The 19,026-nt window shown below is 47.6% G+C and carries 12 protein-coding genes; 4 read left to right on the plus strand and 8 right to left on the minus strand.

Annotation, left to right across the window (positions count from 1 at the left end; translation table 11 throughout):
• Positions 1 to 17: 17 nt before the first annotated feature.
• Both ACTHMC_RS21045 and ACTHMC_RS21050 read left to right on the plus strand, forming a co-directional pair.
• Positions 18 to 4,814 carry a DUF6443 domain-containing protein gene (locus tag ACTHMC_RS21045; RefSeq protein WP_440416134.1) on the plus strand — a complete coding sequence of 1,599 codons (4,797 nt, stop codon included), beginning with the start codon at positions 18 to 20 and terminating at the stop codon, positions 4,812 to 4,814.
• Positions 4,804 to 5,208: a hypothetical protein gene (locus ACTHMC_RS21050; RefSeq protein ID WP_440416136.1), complete on the plus strand. Its 405-nt coding sequence runs from the start codon at positions 4,804 to 4,806 to the stop codon at positions 5,206 to 5,208. Before ACTHMC_RS21045 ends, ACTHMC_RS21050 begins: the two co-directional genes overlap by 11 nt.
• Here the strand turns inward: ACTHMC_RS21050 and ACTHMC_RS21055 are convergent.
• A complete protein-coding gene (locus ACTHMC_RS21055; RefSeq protein ID WP_440416137.1) occupies positions 5,202 to 5,768 on the minus strand; it encodes a hypothetical protein in 567 nt (188 codons plus the stop codon). The genes ACTHMC_RS21050 and ACTHMC_RS21055 overlap by 7 nt on opposite strands.
• 137 nt (positions 5,769 to 5,905) lie before the next feature.
• On the opposite strand from ACTHMC_RS21055, the gene ACTHMC_RS21060 reads away from it, so the two are divergent.
• Positions 5,906 to 8,188 (plus strand): FUSC family membrane protein, encoded by a 2,283-nt coding sequence (locus ACTHMC_RS21060; RefSeq protein WP_440416138.1) that lies wholly within the window; start codon positions 5,906 to 5,908, stop codon positions 8,186 to 8,188.
• 145 nt (positions 8,189 to 8,333) lie between these two features.
• The gene (locus tag ACTHMC_RS21065) at positions 8,334 to 9,287 is read left to right on the plus strand and encodes a hypothetical protein (protein ID WP_440416140.1); all 954 of its coding nucleotides are present in this window, start codon (positions 8,334 to 8,336) and stop codon (positions 9,285 to 9,287) included.
• Between the two features lies 1 nt (position 9,288).
• Here ACTHMC_RS21065 and ACTHMC_RS21070 read toward each other — a convergent pair whose 3' ends face one another.
• The 7 genes from ACTHMC_RS21070 to ACTHMC_RS21100 form a co-directional block, all read right to left on the minus strand.
• Positions 9,289 to 10,143 (minus strand): ROK family protein, encoded by an 855-nt coding sequence (locus tag ACTHMC_RS21070; RefSeq protein ID WP_440416142.1) that lies wholly within the window; start codon positions 10,141 to 10,143, stop codon positions 9,289 to 9,291.
• Between the two features lie 54 nt (positions 10,144 to 10,197).
• A complete protein-coding gene (locus ACTHMC_RS21075; protein ID WP_440416144.1) occupies positions 10,198 to 12,900 on the minus strand; it encodes a GH92 family glycosyl hydrolase in 2,703 nt (900 codons plus the stop codon).
• A gap of 15 nt (positions 12,901 to 12,915) precedes the next feature.
• A complete protein-coding gene (locus ACTHMC_RS21080; RefSeq protein WP_440416145.1) occupies positions 12,916 to 14,436 on the minus strand; it encodes a sialate O-acetylesterase in 1,521 nt (506 codons plus the stop codon).
• 1 nt (position 14,437) lies between these two features.
• The gene (locus tag ACTHMC_RS21085) at positions 14,438 to 15,670 is read right to left on the minus strand and encodes a hypothetical protein (RefSeq protein WP_440416147.1); all 1,233 of its coding nucleotides are present in this window, start codon (positions 15,668 to 15,670) and stop codon (positions 14,438 to 14,440) included.
• Positions 15,671 to 15,682: 12 nt separating this feature from the next.
• Entirely contained in the window at positions 15,683 to 16,474 is a 792-nt protein-coding gene (locus tag ACTHMC_RS21090) for a hypothetical protein (protein WP_440416149.1), read from the minus strand.
• 32 nt (positions 16,475 to 16,506) lie between these two features.
• Positions 16,507 to 17,862, minus strand: coding sequence for a sugar porter family MFS transporter (locus tag ACTHMC_RS21095; RefSeq protein WP_440416151.1), 1,356 nt, complete (start codon positions 17,860 to 17,862; stop codon positions 16,507 to 16,509).
• A gap of 20 nt (positions 17,863 to 17,882) precedes the next feature.
• The coding region (locus tag ACTHMC_RS21100; RefSeq protein ID WP_440416153.1) for a class I mannose-6-phosphate isomerase at positions 17,883 to 19,026 on the minus strand (1,144 nt) is incomplete at its 5' end.

Raw genomic sequence — 19,026 nt, forward strand, 5'->3', positions numbered from 1 at the left:
CTTCAAACCTTATACGAATGAGCAAAAAATACCCGCAGTCCCTATTGCTGATAGTATTGATGCTGAGCTCCATGTTTTCATTCAGTCAAAGGCCATTGCCCGGGAACTACACTTCGGGGTTGGCGGATCTGAATTTTATCCGGACCTGGATTGTAAAAAAGCCAACTACCAATACGAACGACCTCACAGTTGCTACTAATCTGCCTGCTGCGCAGATCAGTACGATTTATATTGATGGACTTGGAAAGCCGGTACAACTGGTTTCCAAACAAGGCAGCTTACCCACCGGGCAGAATCCGACAGATCTGATTCAATCATTTTTATTTGACGCAAACGGCCGGGAAACAGTTAAATATCTGCCTTCGGCAATGAACGCATCAGATCCGTCAAAAGATAATGGGCTCTTTAAGCTGAATGCATTCCGGCAGCAGGCCGACTTTCACAACCTATACCAGAACGGTAATCCCGGAGAAACCAACCTGGGTCCCAATAGTCTGAATTACGCCTACAGGGTTACTGCATATGAAAGATCGCCGTTGAACCGGATTGAGGAGGCTTTTGCTCCTGGTGAAAGCTGGGCAGGAACTGCTGAATATTATGCCGAGGCCAACAGGAAGTCAGCCAGGTTCAAATTCTGGCTGAATACAGCTGCCGATAATGTAAGAATATGGAATGTAACAGAAAACGGGCCTGGTAATTTTGCCACTTACAGCACCAGTGCTGCTTATCCGGATGGAGAGCTTACCAAAAAAGTGGATATAGATGAAAACGGAAAACAAACCATACTTTTCGTTGATATAGACGGAAAAAGTATCCTTAAGAAAGAACAGATCGGCGAGTTAACAGACGACGGAAACGGAATGGGGTATAATGGTTGGATTTGCACCTACTATCTGTACGACGACCTGGAAAGACTGCGCTGCATTATACAGCCGAAAGGTGTCGAAATGCTGAGCCAGTCCGGCTGGTCTGGAACTACAATGCAGAATATACTCAATGAGCAGTGCTTCAGGTTTGAATACGATGACCTGGACCGGATGATTATAAAAAAGATCCCTGGCTCAGGAGAAATGTATATGGTCTATGATGCGAAAGACCGTCCGGTGATGGTGCAGGACGCCAATTTAAGATTGCAGGATAAATGGCAGGTTACTTTATATGATGGGTTGAACAGAACGGTAATGACCGGTATTCTGAATTACAGCGGCACCTTCGCTTCCTTACAGTCATTGGTTACTGCTCAGACAGATGGATCATCCGGCAATAGTGGAGCTGGAATTCCGATAGATATCTCTCTGCGTGATATGGCATCAGGGCCATTTGAAGCTATCCGGTCAATAACCCTGGAGCCGGGATTCTATACCGAAACCGATGGTGAATTTACAGCAGAAATAGTAGCTGGTCCCGGAGGAGAAAATGGAGAAACCTCTTTATTCGAAGGTCTGCTGATCAATTGCAATCCACTTCCTCCCGGCGCAGACTTTTCTTATCTGACCATTACTTACTATGATAATTATTTATGGACAGACAAAGTCCCTGCACATTATAGATCCTTTGAATCCGGTTTGAATACTTCTTTTCTGACACCGGATAATAATACATGGCCATATGCACAGGCGTCACAACCTGCCGATAACACGATGGGATCAATAACCGGTTCAATTGTCAGAACACTCGATGGTACCCAAACCATGTACAAGGTTAATTTTTACGACAAAAAAAGTAACCTGATACAGGTGAAAGAAAGTAATTATTCGGGAGGATATAATATAAGAAGCGCTCAATATAATTTTGCCGGGCAACCACTTGTAATGATTGCTCACCAGACGCTGGCAGGCTCTACTCCGGAAACGCATACCATTACCACTAAACTCACTTATGATAACCTGGACAGATTGTTGACTACCAGTAAAACTGTGAGTAGTAATATCAATGGCGTTACCGTGAATAAACCAGAACAGGTCATTGCAAGTAATGAATATGATGCGTTGGGACAATTGAAGAAAAAGAATTTTGCTCCCGGATATAACAGCAATGCTGGTCTGGAGTCCATGAAATACGACTATAATATCCGTGGATGGCTGCAAGGCATCAACCGGGAATTCGCCAGAGACGAAAATAATTCCAATTATTTCGGCTTTGAACTGGGATATGACAAACCCACACTTGTTGAGACTGCTCTAGCTGCCGCAGGCAATAACGGTACTTCATTCCAGTTCAATGGAAATATTTCCAGGATGGTATGGAAAAGCAAAGGTGATGGCGAGAAGAGAAAATACAATTTTTCTTATGATGCGGCAAACAGGTTGCTGAGTGCAGATTTTAACCAACTTACCGGAGGCACGTTCAACAAATCTGCTGGCATTGATTATAGTGTAAAACTGGGTAATGGAACGGATCCGTCAACAGCATACGATGCAAATGGAAATATCCTGAAAATGCAACAGTGGGGCCTGAAATTGAACACCTCTCCGAAAATAGACGATCTTACTTACCAGTATCAGAACTCAGGTAATAAATTGGCCAGCGTAACTGAGGCTGCTACGGCGGGAGGTGATCTGGGAGATTTCAAAGACGGAAGCAATGGTTTGAATCCGGACTATTCCTATGATGGTAATGGAAATGTTACCAGCGATCTCAACAGAGGGATCAGCAATATCAAATACAATTACCTGAACCTTCCGGAGGAACTCACGGTTACCGGTAAAGGAACCATAAAATACTTCTATGATGCAGAAGGTACTAAATTGAAAAAAGTTACACAGGAAAATAATGGCACCGTACAATTCAACAACAGCAATGTAACCACCAATATCACTACCACCACCACGTATATCGGTGAAGCTGTGTATGAAAGTAAAAGTTATAGCGCATCATCTCTCAACACTTTGAATTATACCAACCGGCTTCAGTTCCTGGATTGCGAAGAAGGAAGAATACGTTATCTTCCTGCCGGAGGAGTTAATGCGAACGGATCTTTTGAGTATGACTACATGTTGAAGGATCATCTTGGTAATGTAAGAATGGTACTCACAGAAGAACAAAAAGCAGATAGTTATCCGGCGGCAACCATGGAGTCTGCACAATCAGTAACAGAAGAGGCATTGTATTCAAATATCGCCAGTACCAGGGAAAACAAGCCTGCCGGGTATCCTGCCGATCCATATTCAAATCCAAATGACAAGGCAGCAAAAGTAAGAGGCGACGGACACAAGATCGGCCCGGCAATCGTTTTGAAAGTGATGGCCGGAGACAAATTCAACCTGAGGGCAAACAGCTGGTATAAAACGTATGGAGTATCTCCGGGTACACCGGTTAATCCACTGACTGATCTCCTGACGGCACTGGCCGGCAGCGTAGGAGGAATTACAGCCGCTCACGGTGGTGTTACTGCCTCTGAAATTACAGGCAGCGGCGTTTTATCTCCCAATGTGGTTAGGTTCCTCGGAGACAGAACAAGCAATAATACCAGACCCCGCGCTTTTTTAAACTGGATTTTACTGGATGAACAGTTCAAGGCAGCTGAAGATGCAAACGGCAATATTATCGGATCAGGCCTCAGCGGTTGTGATCAGGTAGGCGATAATGAAGAATTCAAGCTTCATCAGTTTACAGACCTCAGCGTCCGGAAGAACGGCTACCTCTATGTGTATGTCAGCAATGAAACACCCAATATAGATGTATATTTCGATAACCTTCAGATAACCCATACCAAAGGCCCCATTCTGGAGGAAACCCATTATTATCCATTCGGGCTGACCATGGAGGGAATCAGCGCTGACGCTGCCGGAAAACTAGATAATAAATATGAATATAATGGAAAAGAAAAACAGGAAAAAGAATTCAGCGATGGAAGCGGACTGGATATGTATGACTATGGCGCAAGGTTTTATGACCCGCAGATAGGCAGATGGCATGTTGTTGATCCATTACTGGAAAAATATATTTCCATTTCACCCTATGCTTATGCCAGCAATAGTCCCGTTAACAATATTGATCAGGGAGGATTAACACCAGTACCGGTAAGGCTGCTTTTTTACGGAGGAGCTCGTTCTGTGGGTGACAATGGCGCTTTTAAATATGCTGCAAAGAATGTGAATAAGGATTACGGAGGAGGAGGTAAATTTTTCTTTGCTAAAAGCGGTCAGTACGTGGTGGATAAAATAAATGCTCAGGCCAATAATTCCGTTCAATCCGTCGACTTTTTTACGCACGGTTCCGAGTATGCTTTGTTCATGGTAAGAAATGAAAATACAGGTGCAACAGGTGAAAGCGAGTCTATCCCGTATGAAGAAAAGGAAGCTAATAATCTTTATGCCAGCGAAACTGCTCAAGGTGTGGGAAGCTGGTTTGGGGGTAATGAAAATACAGATATCGGCAAGATCGATTATAATAAGTTCACAAATGATGCTGTTATAGAAGTTCATGGATGTAAAGGAGCAAGCGGAACGATTGTTATTGATAATATGGCTACCAATCTCTCCGAAAACCTGTACAATGCGGGGAAAAAGAATGCTGTAGTGATTGCTCATACCACAAAAGCTAATCCACAGATCAATGGTGAAGGCAGAACATCTGTCAAACAACAGGATTACAGACATGGTGAAAGAGCGGTATATCATAATGGCAAATTATTGTTCTCCACCAGGATAAAAGGCCGCATCAGTCAGAAAGTGATAAATTCATATCTTGAGAAAAAGAAAAAAGCAGGGAGTGAATATGATGGAAACAAACAGGTATATGTGAAGGAAGAAAAGAAAAAGAAACCGAAGCCTGAAAAAAAGAAGCCCAAACTAAGAAACAATGCCAGGTAAAAGAACAAAATCAACTTTTCTCATATCAGCGGCAGTGGTTATCACTGCCGCTTTCATCTGGTATTTTAAATTTTCCAGCACCAGAATCCAGGAAAATGTGAACGTTGAATGTCGCTACATGGCTTATGCCTGTGGCGATTGCTACCCTCAGTACGAGGTAAAGAAAGTTAAACCAGCTTCTTTAAGCACAAAGCTTACCGGCAAAGTAATTGCCATAGAATTCAGTGATAAAAAGCAGGAAGTTGCGTTTGGAAATCAGGCCGGCCTCTGCGCAATCTGTTACAATTATTCTCTCAGCGGCACACTTTATTATTCGCGAAAAATGGATTGCTATGTATTGAAGCTACAAAAATTCAAGCTGTCGTTGCCTGATAAAGAATGCTGCCCTCAATGATTCAGTTTTTCAAGAAACAGAATTGAGTAATTCCTGAAATCGATGTGGATCAGGTACCTGTTCCTGCCAAGCGTGACAATGTAAATGGGTTCATGTATCTCCGGTGCCAGCAGACTTGCATACATAACCAACTCGGCTTTTGTTGGAGCACTGAGCAGCACAACGGAATGCTGCCTGATCAACCTCAACCAGAGCTTATCAGCCTCTGTTATGTTTTGAATTATCTTTCCCGGCCTGGTTTGCAGACTGCCATCAGGTTGCTGAATGTGAAAGTTAGCATCAGTCCCGGCAATCGCCCCATTACCCTTGCCGGCAGAAAGTGCTGACCAAAGAGAAGGACCGCAGATAAATGACTTGCCAAATACCGGCGATAAACTCTTATCCGAAAAAGCTTGCCGGAGCAAAGCAGAGGCCTTTTGATTCACACTGTCTTTGGCTTTAATCAACTTATAATTCTGAGCCTTGCTCAGGTGTGGGCTGAGTAACACGAGAAGAATAGCAATAAGTCCGGGAGTAATATTCAGACGGATCTTGTAAGGATGAACAATAGGTAAGGGCATTATAAAAGAGTTTGATAAACTGCAACTCAAAAATAGCTAAAAAAAGGAACTTACTTACCCAGCCTCACCACCTCCCTGCCTCTTTTCCCCCATTTCCCCATATATCACTAAATTTGCATTGAATCGGGCAATGTACTATGGATTATGCACAGGAGTTCAGGAAGTTCATCAGCAGTCAGTACTTGTATGCAGGCGTTCGTATTACGGCAGGCGCCGTAATTCCCGCCATCATCCTCTATCAGTACGGCCTGCTCGGCTCCATGATGGCTGTTCCGCTCGGCGCCCTCTGTGTAGGCTTCACTGATAACCCCGGCCCCATCCAGCATCGCAGAAATGCCATCTTCATCAGTATCGGGTTCAATTTTATCGTAGCCATGCTCGCCGGACTTTCGCGTGGCCATTCCTGGATCATCGGTATCGAGCTCGTAGCACTCAGCATGTTCCTCTCACTGCTGGGGGTATACGGCAACCGCGCCAACAGCATCGGCTCCATCGCCTTGCTTGTTTTTATTTTCAATATCGATGCACACCTCTCCCCCGCCGGCAATGAATTCCGGGATATCCTGATCAATGCCGGATGGTTCACCGTTGGCGGCCTCTGGTACGCCATCCTCAGCCTGCTCCTGCATACATTGAGGCCGTACAAACTCATTCAGCAATTGCTTGGAGAAAGCCTCATGGAAACGGCACGGTACCTGGAAGTTAAAGCAGCCTTCTATAAAAAAGATCCTGACTATAAAGAGAACTACCGCTCTCTCATGCGGCACCAGATCGCTATACACCAACACCAGGATGAACTGCGTGAAATGCTGTTCAAAGCCCGCAGCGTGGTGCGCGAGTCCACCCGCAAGGGAAGAGTGCTGATGCAGATGTTCCTCGACAGTATCGATCTCTTCGAGCGGATCATGACCACCCAGCAGGATTACGAATCCCTGCACAAGGAATTTGATCACGAAGAGATCCTCCTCGTCTACAACCGCACCATCCTTGAAATGGCCGACACCCTCAACGATATCGGCCTCGCCATCCAGAATGGACTTCCCTACCGCAATGAAAGAAGAATAGACCGCCTCATAGACAACGCCAAGGACGCCTTCTTCTCCATGCGCAACAAAAAGCTGAACGCCACCAATATCGAAGGTTTCATCAAACTCCGGCATATCCTCTTCAGCCTCCAGGACCTCGCCGAACGCATCAAGATCCTTTCCCAATACACCAGCTACGACCGCAGCATCAGCAAAATGCTCAAAAGCCAGGAACCGGAAAGAGTGAAGAACCTCGACCGCTTCATCACCCGCCAGGAACTCGATCCCAACCTGCTCTTCGATAACCTGAGCTTACAATCCACCACTTTCCGGCACGCTGCCAGGCTCACACTTGCCCTCATTGTGGGTTATATAGTATCGATGCTCTTCCCGCTTGGACACGGCTACTGGATCCTGCTGACCATCACCACCATCCTGAAACCCGCGTACAGCATCACAAAAAAACGGAACGGCAACCGTATCATCGGAACACTTACCGGCGCCTTCCTTGGTTTTGCCGCTATTTATATCACGATGGACACCACCATCCTGTTCATCATCATGCTGCTGGCCATGATCATTTCCTACAGCATGCTGAAGCTGAATTATCTCGTGAGCTCCGCAGGAATCACTGTTTATGTGATCATCAGTTTCCACTTTCTCAATCCATCGGGTCTGGGCGTGGTGCTGCATGACCGTGTGCTGGATACGGCCATCGGATGCGTGATCGCCTTCATTGCATCTTCGTTTGTGCTTCCCAGTTGGGAGAAAGAACAGATCGCACACTACCTGGAGGTGGCCATCCCCGCTAATCGCGCTTACTTCTCCACAGTAGCCAAAGCCTTTACCGGCAGCGGCTTTGATATCACCAACTACAAAGTGGCCAGAAAGGGGGCATTCGTGGCGCTCGCGAATATGTCGGATCATTTTCAGAGAATGATGTCTGAGCCCAGGAGCAAACAATATAACCTGGAGAACTATCACCAGTTCGTTGCCACCAGCCACCTGCTCACTTCGCATATCGCCTCCCTCTCATATTACGCGCAACGGTCCGGGCAGCAATACAGTTCCATGGACTTCCAGCCGCTTGTGAACCAGGTGGAAGCACAGTTCGATCTGGCAACTGCCATCCTCGAAAACCGCAGCAGCACCCAGGCCGAGCAAAAGCTGATGGAAGATACCATCCGTCAGAAATTAATGGAGCTTCTTCAGATCAGAAGGGATGAAATGGCCGGAGCACCTCTGGAAGAAGAAGAACAGACCGCCATCCGCAAAACACTATCAGACCTCAAAGCCATTACAGATCAGTTCCAGCTGATCAGCACCATTACTGCCGAACAGGTGAAGATCCTGGACAAGCTCAGGGATACGGCCCGGGAAAATACGCCCGTATAATCCGGCTCATCATTTCAACAACTTAGAGGCTCTATAATCCACCCCGGAGTCAAAAACATCCAGATAAAAAGAATTTAACAAATCGGCACCTAACATTCAGGGCAAAATAGTTGTCAGTACTCTATTCAACCGACAATCTTATTATATGCCTAATTTCACTACCATATACTGCCTGCTGTTTATCGCACTCACAGCAGCCAATTGTAAAAAAGACAAAGACAACGCCCCGCCACCCCCACAGGACCGCTGGGAGGCCATCGCCGCCCCGCAAAGGAATATCGGCACCGCCAACTGGAGCTTCAATATCGGTAACGAAGTATTCTTCGGCAATAAAGACAATAATTTGCATTTCTTCGACCTGGATAGAAAGGTCTGGGTAGGAAGTTTCAATTATCCCAATGGTTTTGAAGAACGCTGGAACTGTGCCGTAGCCGTGCACAACAACAAAGCCTATATCGGTAGCGGCAGATCAGGTAATGGATTTTTCCTGCGCGACTGGTGGGAATTCGATCCCAGTGCCTCCTTGCCCTGGAAACAACTGGCAGACTGTCCTGTTGAAGGCGCCGACGGAAGAGCTTTTATCCTGAATAATACTTTGTACAGCGCCTTGCAGATCAACGGAGCAATGGGCGATCAAAGCATTCAAACCAAAGTGTTTACTTATGATATCACCAATGATGAATGGGATACCCACATCAACCAGCTCAGCAAGAACTGCGGCACCAGTGGTTTCTCTTTTCTCCTGAACAATCAATTCCATTTCGGAGCTGGCTACAATAACCGGATCCCCGGCAGCATCTTCACCCGGGAGCATGCAGCATTCAACCCTGCCAACCAGCAGACCACTGCATTGGCTGAATTCCCGGTTGAACTGCAATCAGCCGAAAACGGCATAACCTTTACGCATAATGGTAAAGGTTATGTATTGGGAAAGAAACATGATTTGTATGAATATGATCCGGGTAATAACAAATGGAGGACCATGAACAAAGTTCCGGAAGAAGCCGGTAAAGGAGTCATCACCTACGTACACCAGTACAATGGTAAAACCTATGGCTTCACTTCCAAAGGTTTCCTGTACCAATACGTTCCGGAGTAGATCACTGCCAGAGACAGGCAGCACCCATGATAGCAGCATCTTCGCCTAGCAAGGCCGGACGCAGCTGCATTGTCATACCCATGGATTCAAAATGCCTGATCGTTGCCGGAATAAAGCAATCCCAGGCTTTTGCAATATTGCCACCTATCACCACTACATCCTGAATGGATGGCGGGAATTTCAGCAGCAATACTTCCCCCAGGTTATTGCCAAAGGTTTCAAATAATTGTTTTGCATGATCATCCTGATGATAATCATTCATCAGGTCCTTCACCCCATGAATGGTTTTGCCGCTCAGGCGCCGGTACTCCTGCACCACCCAGCGTGAACAGAGATAATCTTCCGCCCTTGAATCTTTATATGGCATACACCAGAGATCACCATCATGCAGTACATGATTGTAATACCCCGCCGAGCCCAAACCCGTACCCAGCGTAACACCTGCGGCATTGGCAAACCCCTTGCCCGCCCCGCCATACACTTCTCCCAGCAGGAATGCAGAAGCATCATTGATGAAACGGATACTATCCGAAGGGATCTGCAAAGCATCTCCCAGCAGTTGCTTTACATTAAGCCCGTATAATGAATCAAACTTATGCAGACCGGAAATATGGCTGATCCCTTTTTCGTAATCAAAAGGACCAGGCATGGCAATACCTATACAACCCACAGGCTCACCCGCTTTTTCGAAACTCTCCCGTATAACATCGGCCCATGCATTGATCAGCGTTTCCACACTCCCATGCGGATCCACCTTTGCATGCACTGCCGTGCCGCGAAAGAATTCAGCAATATCCAGCTTCACCATACAGGTGCTGATATGCGAGCCGCCGATATCTATTCCAAGTACTTTCATGTAAATTTTTATTTTTGCTGTGCCCGGTCGCTCCCCGGTAAGCCGGCATCAACATTATTTTCCCCAGTTCATGTTTGGTTTGTTACCCAGCCAGATCTCCAGCTCTCCGCCATTTGCAAAACTGGTGTGCGGGAAGCTCACTTTCTGCTGCTCTGCGCCATTCAGCGTTGCACGCTGAATATAACAATTAGCAGCACTGTTATTATGCGTTCTGATCACAAACTGATTGCCCTTGTAATAACGTTTGTCAAGTTTGATGGTGATGGTATCAAAAATGGGAGAAGTGATATCATACGTAGGGACCGCTTCCTGGTTACCAGTCAGACTGAACAGGCCGATCGCCATCAGGGCGCTCACGCCGCCCATTTGTCCCTGATCTTCATCATGCCCGCCATAACCCAGGTCAGGCGTAATTCCGCCATAGGCCTGCTCTTTCACCCTGCGCACCCAGTACTGGCTCAGCCAGGGTTTACCGGCGTGATTGAACACGTGCGCATTGGAACATCCGGGCTGGTTGGCATAACTGATATAACCATCATTGTAAGCAAATACAAAATCACTCGCTGCAGCCTTTTCAAAAGCATAATTGAGCTTGTCACAGAGTACGTCTTCCCCGCCCATCAGTTTAGCCAATCCTGGGATATCCTGCGATACACCGAATGTGGCCTGCCACGCATTGGCCTCCACCCAGCCTTCTCCGCTGAGCGGATTACTGTGCAGGAATTTTCCATCAGCGCCTTTAGGGAATAAGAGTTTCTGAGTAGTATCAAAACAGTTCATCCAGCTCTTGGAGCGGCGCATGAACTCATTGTAATCTTTCTTCTTTCCCAGCCGCTGCGCCATTTGCGCCACACCCCAGTCCTGGAATGCCGCCTCGATAGTGATGCCAGCATTACCAGGCCACCATCCCTTCTTGATATAGAAAGCTACATCCTGCGGCCTTCCTTCTTTTCCACCCCCTAACATGCCTCCTGGCATCTGGTTGCGTTTAAGTATTTCAAATGCATGTACCGGGTCAGCTTTTGTCAGTAAGCCTTTCATATACGTGCTCACCACCAGGTTGGCGGCAGGATTACCCGTCATGATATAAGAATAGCCACCACCGGAAGGCCCCCTTGGCAGCAATCCGCCATTGTTGGCGTACTCCAGCATACTGGCGCTCATTTCATCCTGCACTTCAGGCCAGGCCAGTCCCCAGAGCACATTCAGGTTCCATTGCGTGAGCCACCACGCGTCTGAGTTGTACATATGGAACTTCAGACTGCCATCTGCATTCTTAGGCACTGTTTTGATCTTGAACACTGCATCCGTGAAAGTGCCGTCTCGTTTGCCTTCCGTACGATCCGGATAATCACCGGACACATCATTGATCTTATGTCTTCCCAGCAGTACATGCCAGAGATCAGTATAGAATTTGATCTTCTGCGCAACGGTCCCGCCTTTCACATCGATCTTTCCCAGCCATTCATTCCAGATAGCTTTAGACTCATTACGCACCTGGTCGAAATCCCAGGTATTGCATTCTGTATTCAGATTGTTCCTGGCATTTTCAATATTGGTGTAAGAGATAGCGATCTTCATCTTCACCTGGTCTCCTGCCTTTATGTTAAAGGATGCCGTCATGCCGGCACTATCACCTTTCAACGCATTGATATTCTTCAAAGGCTTTACACCATTCCAGCCATCCAGTGCATCGAAGGCCTTATCGAATTTCATTACAAAGAATATTTTCACATCCTTTGGCCCGCCCCAGTATCTTTTGGTGGAACTGAATGATCCTTCGATCTCATGATCATTTACTTTACGCACATCCACATTGGCCATGGTGGCATTGCTCACATGTGTGCCGAGGTTGGTGAGGATGCGCGCTTTCATATCCTGCGTCCAGGTAAAGCGATAAAAACTCACACGGTCCGTGGAAGTCAGCTCCACCCAGGTCTTTGGTTCATGGAGGAATACACGCTGATAACCTGGCTGTACGATCTCGTCATCATGATTGAATTTTGCCTTCCATGATGAAGGCCCCTGTGTGGGATCTACTGATGGCGCCACCGGCATGATATCCACACCACTCAGCATCCAGCAATGGATCTGTCCGAACCCCAGGATATCACTTTCATTGTAATTGTAGCCACCACCATTCTGATTTTTATTCCTGGTATGCGGTGCGGCGCCTACCATCCCAAAGGGACGGTTACCGGTGATGAAGAATATATAACGACCGCGATTGGTCTCGATATAGGGATCAACCCAGCTTACAAAGTCATTGCTCTGTACCGGTGATTCATATACTTCGAATTCGGAAAGTCCGAGATCACTGCCATTACCATCGGTGACAACAAATTTCACCCAGGTGATGGTCTTGTCAGGGAAGGAAATGGATTTACCGGTTCCATCATTAGGCAGCTGGTTCACCCAGATCCGGCTGCCGTCACTGAATTCCAGCCGTCCTCCGGCAGTATGCTCTTTCATGGAAGCACGATCGTACAACACGATCCTGTTGATCACCTGTGGTGTTTTCCATTCCAGGTTCACCCAGGGAAAACGGATATAGCCCCAGTCGGTGGTGACGCCTTCACAGGCCCACTCTCCCTTTCCATCGATACCGATCCGGCCATCTGTTACGTTTTCAGCATCGAAAGAAGCATTCAGTGATGTAGAAACCGTAACAGTGGCATTCGGAGCGATATTGCCGGGACCGGCCATCAGAAACTCAACCAAAAGAATTGATACAGACAGTAACAAATATTTTTTCATAGCAAGACCGTTGAATTATTTGGCAGCAGGCTCAGGCCAGTTATCACTGCGGAACGGAACCGCCGGCAAGCCTGCCTTATTGCATAAATTAGTTACGGGATAATTAGAGAAAGCATATCGTACAGCAACAGGTTTTGCAACCGCTGCGGACTGTACCCAGACTTCATTTCCACGGATCACAGCTTTGGCAGGATGAAATTGCTGGTCCGTGCCGGCTACATAAAAATGCATTGGCGCTTGTGCATCACTGGTAGCAAGAACGTCACCCGTAGTTTCAGCTTGAAAAGAAACTTTCACCGTATTTCCTTCTACCCTCATCGATTTATACTGAGGCCCTTTGTAAGCCACAGGTTTCTTATAATCCCTGTTCAGCGCCATTTTAGCCAGCCTGATGCCAACCTGCTGCTTGTTGCGGGGATGCAGGTCATCGGCTTCGCCAAGGTCCATGATAACAGCCATGCCGGTATTGCGCGTCTGTTTCATAACTGCCTCCTGGGCTTCGCGGAAATAACCGTAGTAGTTGGTCCAGGTGGTATCTCCTTCCCATTTGAAGGGTGCCACCTGTACATAGTAAAAAGGAAGATCGCCCTGATTGAATAAAGAACGCCAGTTGCCGATCATGGCGCTGGTAAGCCTGGTGTAGGCCTCACGCTCAAAGCGATTGCTCTCACCCTGGTACCAGAGCATACCGCGTAAACTGAGGTTGCGCAAGGGATAGATCATTGCATTGTAGAACAGTGTTGGCCTTACCACCTTCTCGAATGTAACCACAGAATCCAGCGGCTCTCTCGACAAGGCGCTGGTATCATACGGATACAAATATTTTTGATTGAGTACGGGATCCTTTTCAAGAGTTTCCCTGCTCGTCCAGATCTGACAGGCGGAACCGCCTACACTGCTCACCACCAGGCCGATGGGCAGCCTGAGCTGCTGATGCAGTTCACGGGCAAAAAAATAAGCCACACCGCTGAAATCAGGCACTGTAGCAGGAGTACAGATCTTCCAGCTGCCATTGATGCAATCATTTTCGGGTTCAGCCTTGAAATCAGTACGCACATTGTACAAACGGATGGCAGGATAGTCTGCGTGCCGGATCTCCTGTTCATAGTTCACTACGCCGCGCAACCAGGGTATGAATGGTTTCAGTTCCATATCCATATTGCTCTGGCCGCTGCAAAGCCATACCTCGCCGATCAATATATTACGCAGCCAAACCGTATCCTTGCCGGAACTGATGAGGATGGTATGCGGCGTATAATCTCCCGGAGTTGCTTTGGGAACGGGTATTTCGGTTATCCATTCCTGTTGCTCGCTGGAGGAGGTTGTAACTGATTGTTGCATCCAGTCGGCTTTCACTTCAATCCGCTGTCCTGCAACAGCCTGGCCCCATACTTTAAATGGCTTTGCCTGCTGCAATACCATATTCGACTGAATGGTATTGGCTATTGTGAACGTAGGCGGTGCAGCTGCCAATAAAGCCGGACCGTAGAGAACGGTCCAGCTGCAGATTACTATATGAAATATCAATTTTCTCATGTTATTCGTTGATTTTCACCTTCACGAAACGGGGACGGTACAATTGCGGATGCTCCTTCACATCATTGAAGAAATCAAAGGAATTCACATTGTAACTGATGAGCAGCTCATTGGGCTGGCTCAGCACCGTATGCACTTTTGCATTGTAAGGGAAGAAATCCTTATCATCCGCTACGGAAGCGCTGCAATCGAAAAGACGGATCACCTTACCGAAAGGTCCTACCGGCGAACTGCCCAAGCGCAAGCCCACAAATTTGCCTAACCCTTCTTCCTGGAACACCAGCGCATACCTGCCGTCTTTCAGTTGCATTACACCCAGCTCATTGCTCAACTTGTCTGTAACGGTCCTGATCTTGGGCAGGTCTGTTGTCCAACCTGCGCCATCATAGAATGTCCATTTGCTGAAATCCTCGATGAATGCAGGTTCTACGCGCGCCACCATCAACTCTTTCTGTTGACCACGAATGCCATAGATATAAACAAAACCATCCGGATCGGCAGCACCGGCTTCCTTTGTGTTCACCAGGATGCCTGCACCGAATGTACCTGTGCTGTCAACTGCTTTACCCAGGAAGAAAGGGATATCGATCTGACGTTGGTTCGCGAACGGAGGTTGGCTGTTTCCTGGCAGCACTACGAGTGTATTTCCCATTTCCTTGAATGGAAACGGAGATCCATCATGCGTATCTTTTATGCGATAGCCGAAAATATAAAGGTCATTGTTCTTTGCCTGGTTCACAAAACCATCTCCCATCCAGTAATATTCATCAACGCCCGTGGCAGCTGTTTTTGGTGTGAACAGTGATTTATTCTTACCACCTTCTTTGGGCCAGTAGAAATTGATACGATTACTATCGGGCTCATTACCTTTCAGTACAGCGATGGAATTGTGGATCATTTCATATCCGGGCTTCAGTTTACCATCCGGTCCGATCTCTCCCAGCATGGTATCGCTGAACCAGATAATGGTTTCGCTGCCGGCGGATGCATTGGCATTCTCACGGCCATCGCGGGTTACAGCAAAGATGCCATCACCACCAAACCAGCCAAGCGTTCTTTTGAACAGTCTGCTCCACTCTGGAGCTTCTTCTGTTGTGAAGCTCACAGAATCCAGACTGAGTGGCTCTTTTGTTTCAGCCTGCGCAGGCGCACTGTTGTTGCAGCCTGCCATCAGCAGGCAAGCAAAAGTGAATGCCGAAGCTGCAATGATATTGTGTTTTGAAGTTTGATTCATACTGAGAAGGGTTTATAATGTAGGCACAAAAGTGTATACAAATTGTTCCTTGTCTGTGTAGGGAGGCCCGAGCCAGCTGAGGTCTATCACAATATCCATCTTCAGCTCATTGCTGGAGATACTGCGTACCTTGAACTGCTCCACTGTTCTCTGCGATGGTGCAAATACATTATAATATTCCCATTGAAAAGTCTGTTCATCTTCGCTCAACTGCCATTTATCATAAATATTCAACCCTTCCAGTCCACAACCTGCAGCGCCGAAGTTCACACTCATGCTGCTGTCTTTGTTGAAAATATAGATATTATCTTTAACGCAGTTGTCGATCTCTTCTGCTGCCGGGCTTGCAGTGACCCTAAGTTGTGAAGTGATCTTCCATCTTTTAGAATAGATGATCTCCGCAGCATTGGCTTCCGTATGTACGGTCAGGTCTTTCTCCACTATCCTTCCCTGGTTATCGGTGAGCTTGAAATTGAAACCTACCAGTTTGTCGATCTCATCACGCTGCAGCGTATAGTAGAATATATAACGGTATTTGTTCTCTCCGGTTGATGCAGGGTTCACGGACTTTGTTCCGTACACTGCATCGGGTTTCAGGTTCACACCCTTGGTGATCTCGAGTGTTTTTACACCACCGGGAACGGTCATTTCAAGGGTTACTTCCACTTCGCGGTCAGACTTATTGACCAGGAAATCGGTGGACATATCGATTACAGGAACATTGGGATCGTCCTTGTCTTTTTTACAGCCTGTCAGCACGTAGAGGCAGACAGCCATCAGCAGTGAAAATGGGTATAGGCGCATGATCGTTAGTTTTATTAAATGATGTAAACAGTTTATTTGTTCTTCCAGAACTGCTCGATCTCTTCCAGTGATTTCTCCTTGGTTTCAGGCACCAGCCTCCACACAAAGAAGAAAGCGATCACGGACATGATCATGTAGATCCAGAATGTATAAGCAGGTCCCACGGATGACTGCAGCATCGGGAAGGTCTGCGATACGGCAAACACAGCCACCCAGAGAAAGAAGATAGCTACAGACATCGCCCTGCCACGCACATGTGTGGGGAAGATCTCAGCCACTACTACAAACGTGAGTGGTCCCAGGGAAATGGCAAAGAATGCGATATAAGCCAGGATCGCTACCAGGATCAATGGTCCCTGGTTGAAGCCGAAATGAAAGGCGGCGCCTACAATCGCCAGGCAGATGGTCATACCACCGGCGCCTAACAACAGGAGCTTTTTTCTGCCCCATTTATCTACGTATTTTATAGCAACGATAGTGAACAGCGTATTGATCACACCCACCAGCACGGTCTGCATCATTGCGCTACTAGATCCGTCGCCACTGGATTTGAAGATCTCCGGCGCGTAGTACATAATGGCATTGATCCCCGTCACCTGCGAGAGGATGGCCAGGATAATGCCGATGAATAATACATAACGCAATCCGGGTTGCAGTAAGATACCGAAGGAAGTTTCCGTATCCTCTTTCATGGCGGAGCGGATATTGCTCATTTCTTCTTTCGCTTTTTCAGTACCGTTCACTTTGGTGAGTACATCTTCCGCTTCATCCAGCCTGTTCTGCTGCGCCAGCCAGCGTGGGCTTTCCGGCACAGGGATCAGCAGAACGATGAAGAGCAGGGATGGCAATAAGCCGCTACCGAACATCCATCTCCATCCGCTCTCGATATTCCAGGCTTCGTTGTGCATGCCGGCGATCCACGCATTCACAAAATAGATCAGCAGGATGCCGAGCACGATGCCCATCTGGTAAATGGAAATGAGCCGCCCGCGGATATTGGCCGGGGCGATCTCAGAAATATACAATGGCGATAACATGGAGGCAATGCCGATACCGATGCCTCCGATGAGACGGAAAAAGATGAACCAGTTCAGGCTGAGCGGAAGCATGATACCCAGGGAGGAGATGGCGAAAGCAAAGGCTGAGATCATCAGCACTTTCTTACGGCCGATCCGGTCGCTCAGGCTTCCTGCAAACATAGCACCGATCACACAGCCTACCAGCGCACAGGATGCCACCCATCCCATCATGGCCGGGCTCAGTCCGTATTTTTGCTGAATGAACCCGATGGCGCCTGCTACCACTGCCGTGTCGTAACCGAACAGCAATCCTCCCACCGCCGCCACATAGGTGCATTTGTAAACATATTGCAATCCTTGTTTGTGCATAATCGTTAGTAGTTAGAAGTTTAGTTTATTCTGTAATCGATCAGGTTTTCTGTGCGAACATATGCTTTGATAGTTGCGCACTGCTGACCTTCACCGGCTCCATACGGACGGATAGTGTACTCCCCTGCATCGGCAGGCACGATAAAGGTTTCAGCGTAGTGTACAACGAATGGTTTGAAAGCGTTGGCCGGACTTTCAACGATGGCTTCCCTTCCTTCGATGAGGTTGAGCACATTGAATCGTCCTTCTGTATTATGTGTCACTTTCTTTGTGAACCAGTACCTTCTCGTTTCAATGAAAGAGGTTTCATCAAGACCTGTGCGCTCTTCTTTCCAGCCATCACCTTCTGCCAGCGTTTCCACTTTGTTGAGGATATGCTCCCGGGTCCACTCCGTGGTACGGTTCCACTGGATCACGTTCTTTCCATGTTCCAGGGAAATGGGACGGGGTTTTCCATCGAGCCCCATCCGGCCCCAGTCGTACAACTTGAAAGTGAAGATGTATGGTGTGGCGCTGATCTCCAGCACCACACTGTTTGCGCCGGAGCAATGCACCGTTCCTGAAGGGATCAGTACATGGTCATGTTTTTTGATCGGCCATTTCTCCACATAGGCTTCCGCATCAAAATCGGAACCATTGGTTTGAGCATCCTGCAACGCTCCGATCATTTTCTCAGGCACTACATTATCTTTCAATCCCAGGTATACGAATGCGCCTTCCCTGGCTTCCAGGAAATAATAGCTCTCATCCTGGGTATAGGCCATACCGAATTTCTCGCGGATATATTCCCTGAGCGGATGCACCTGCAGGCTGAGGTTACCGCCTTCCATGGTATCCAGGAAATCGAAGCGGATGGGGAACTCTGCCCCGAATGCCTCATATACTTTTTTACCGAGCAATTGCTGTGGTTTATTGAATACCAGGTTGATGCTGGGCGTTTCAAAGATCATATCGCCAAACTGCAGCAGCAGGCTGTTCTCTTCGGGTACGCAATCGAATCCCCAGGCAAAGTTCACCTGGTTGGGATCGAGGCCGATCACGCTCTTGAGCCATTGTCCACCCCATGGGCCCGGATCAAAATAAGGCACTACGCGGAACGGGCGGCTTACCGCTTCTTTGAAGGCGGCCAGGAGGGCTTCGCCACGCACCATCTTCGGTTGTCCG

The organism is Pseudobacter sp., assembly GCF_051955275.1.
In the GTDB taxonomy this organism is placed as follows: domain Bacteria; phylum Bacteroidota; class Bacteroidia; order Chitinophagales; family Chitinophagaceae; genus Pseudobacter.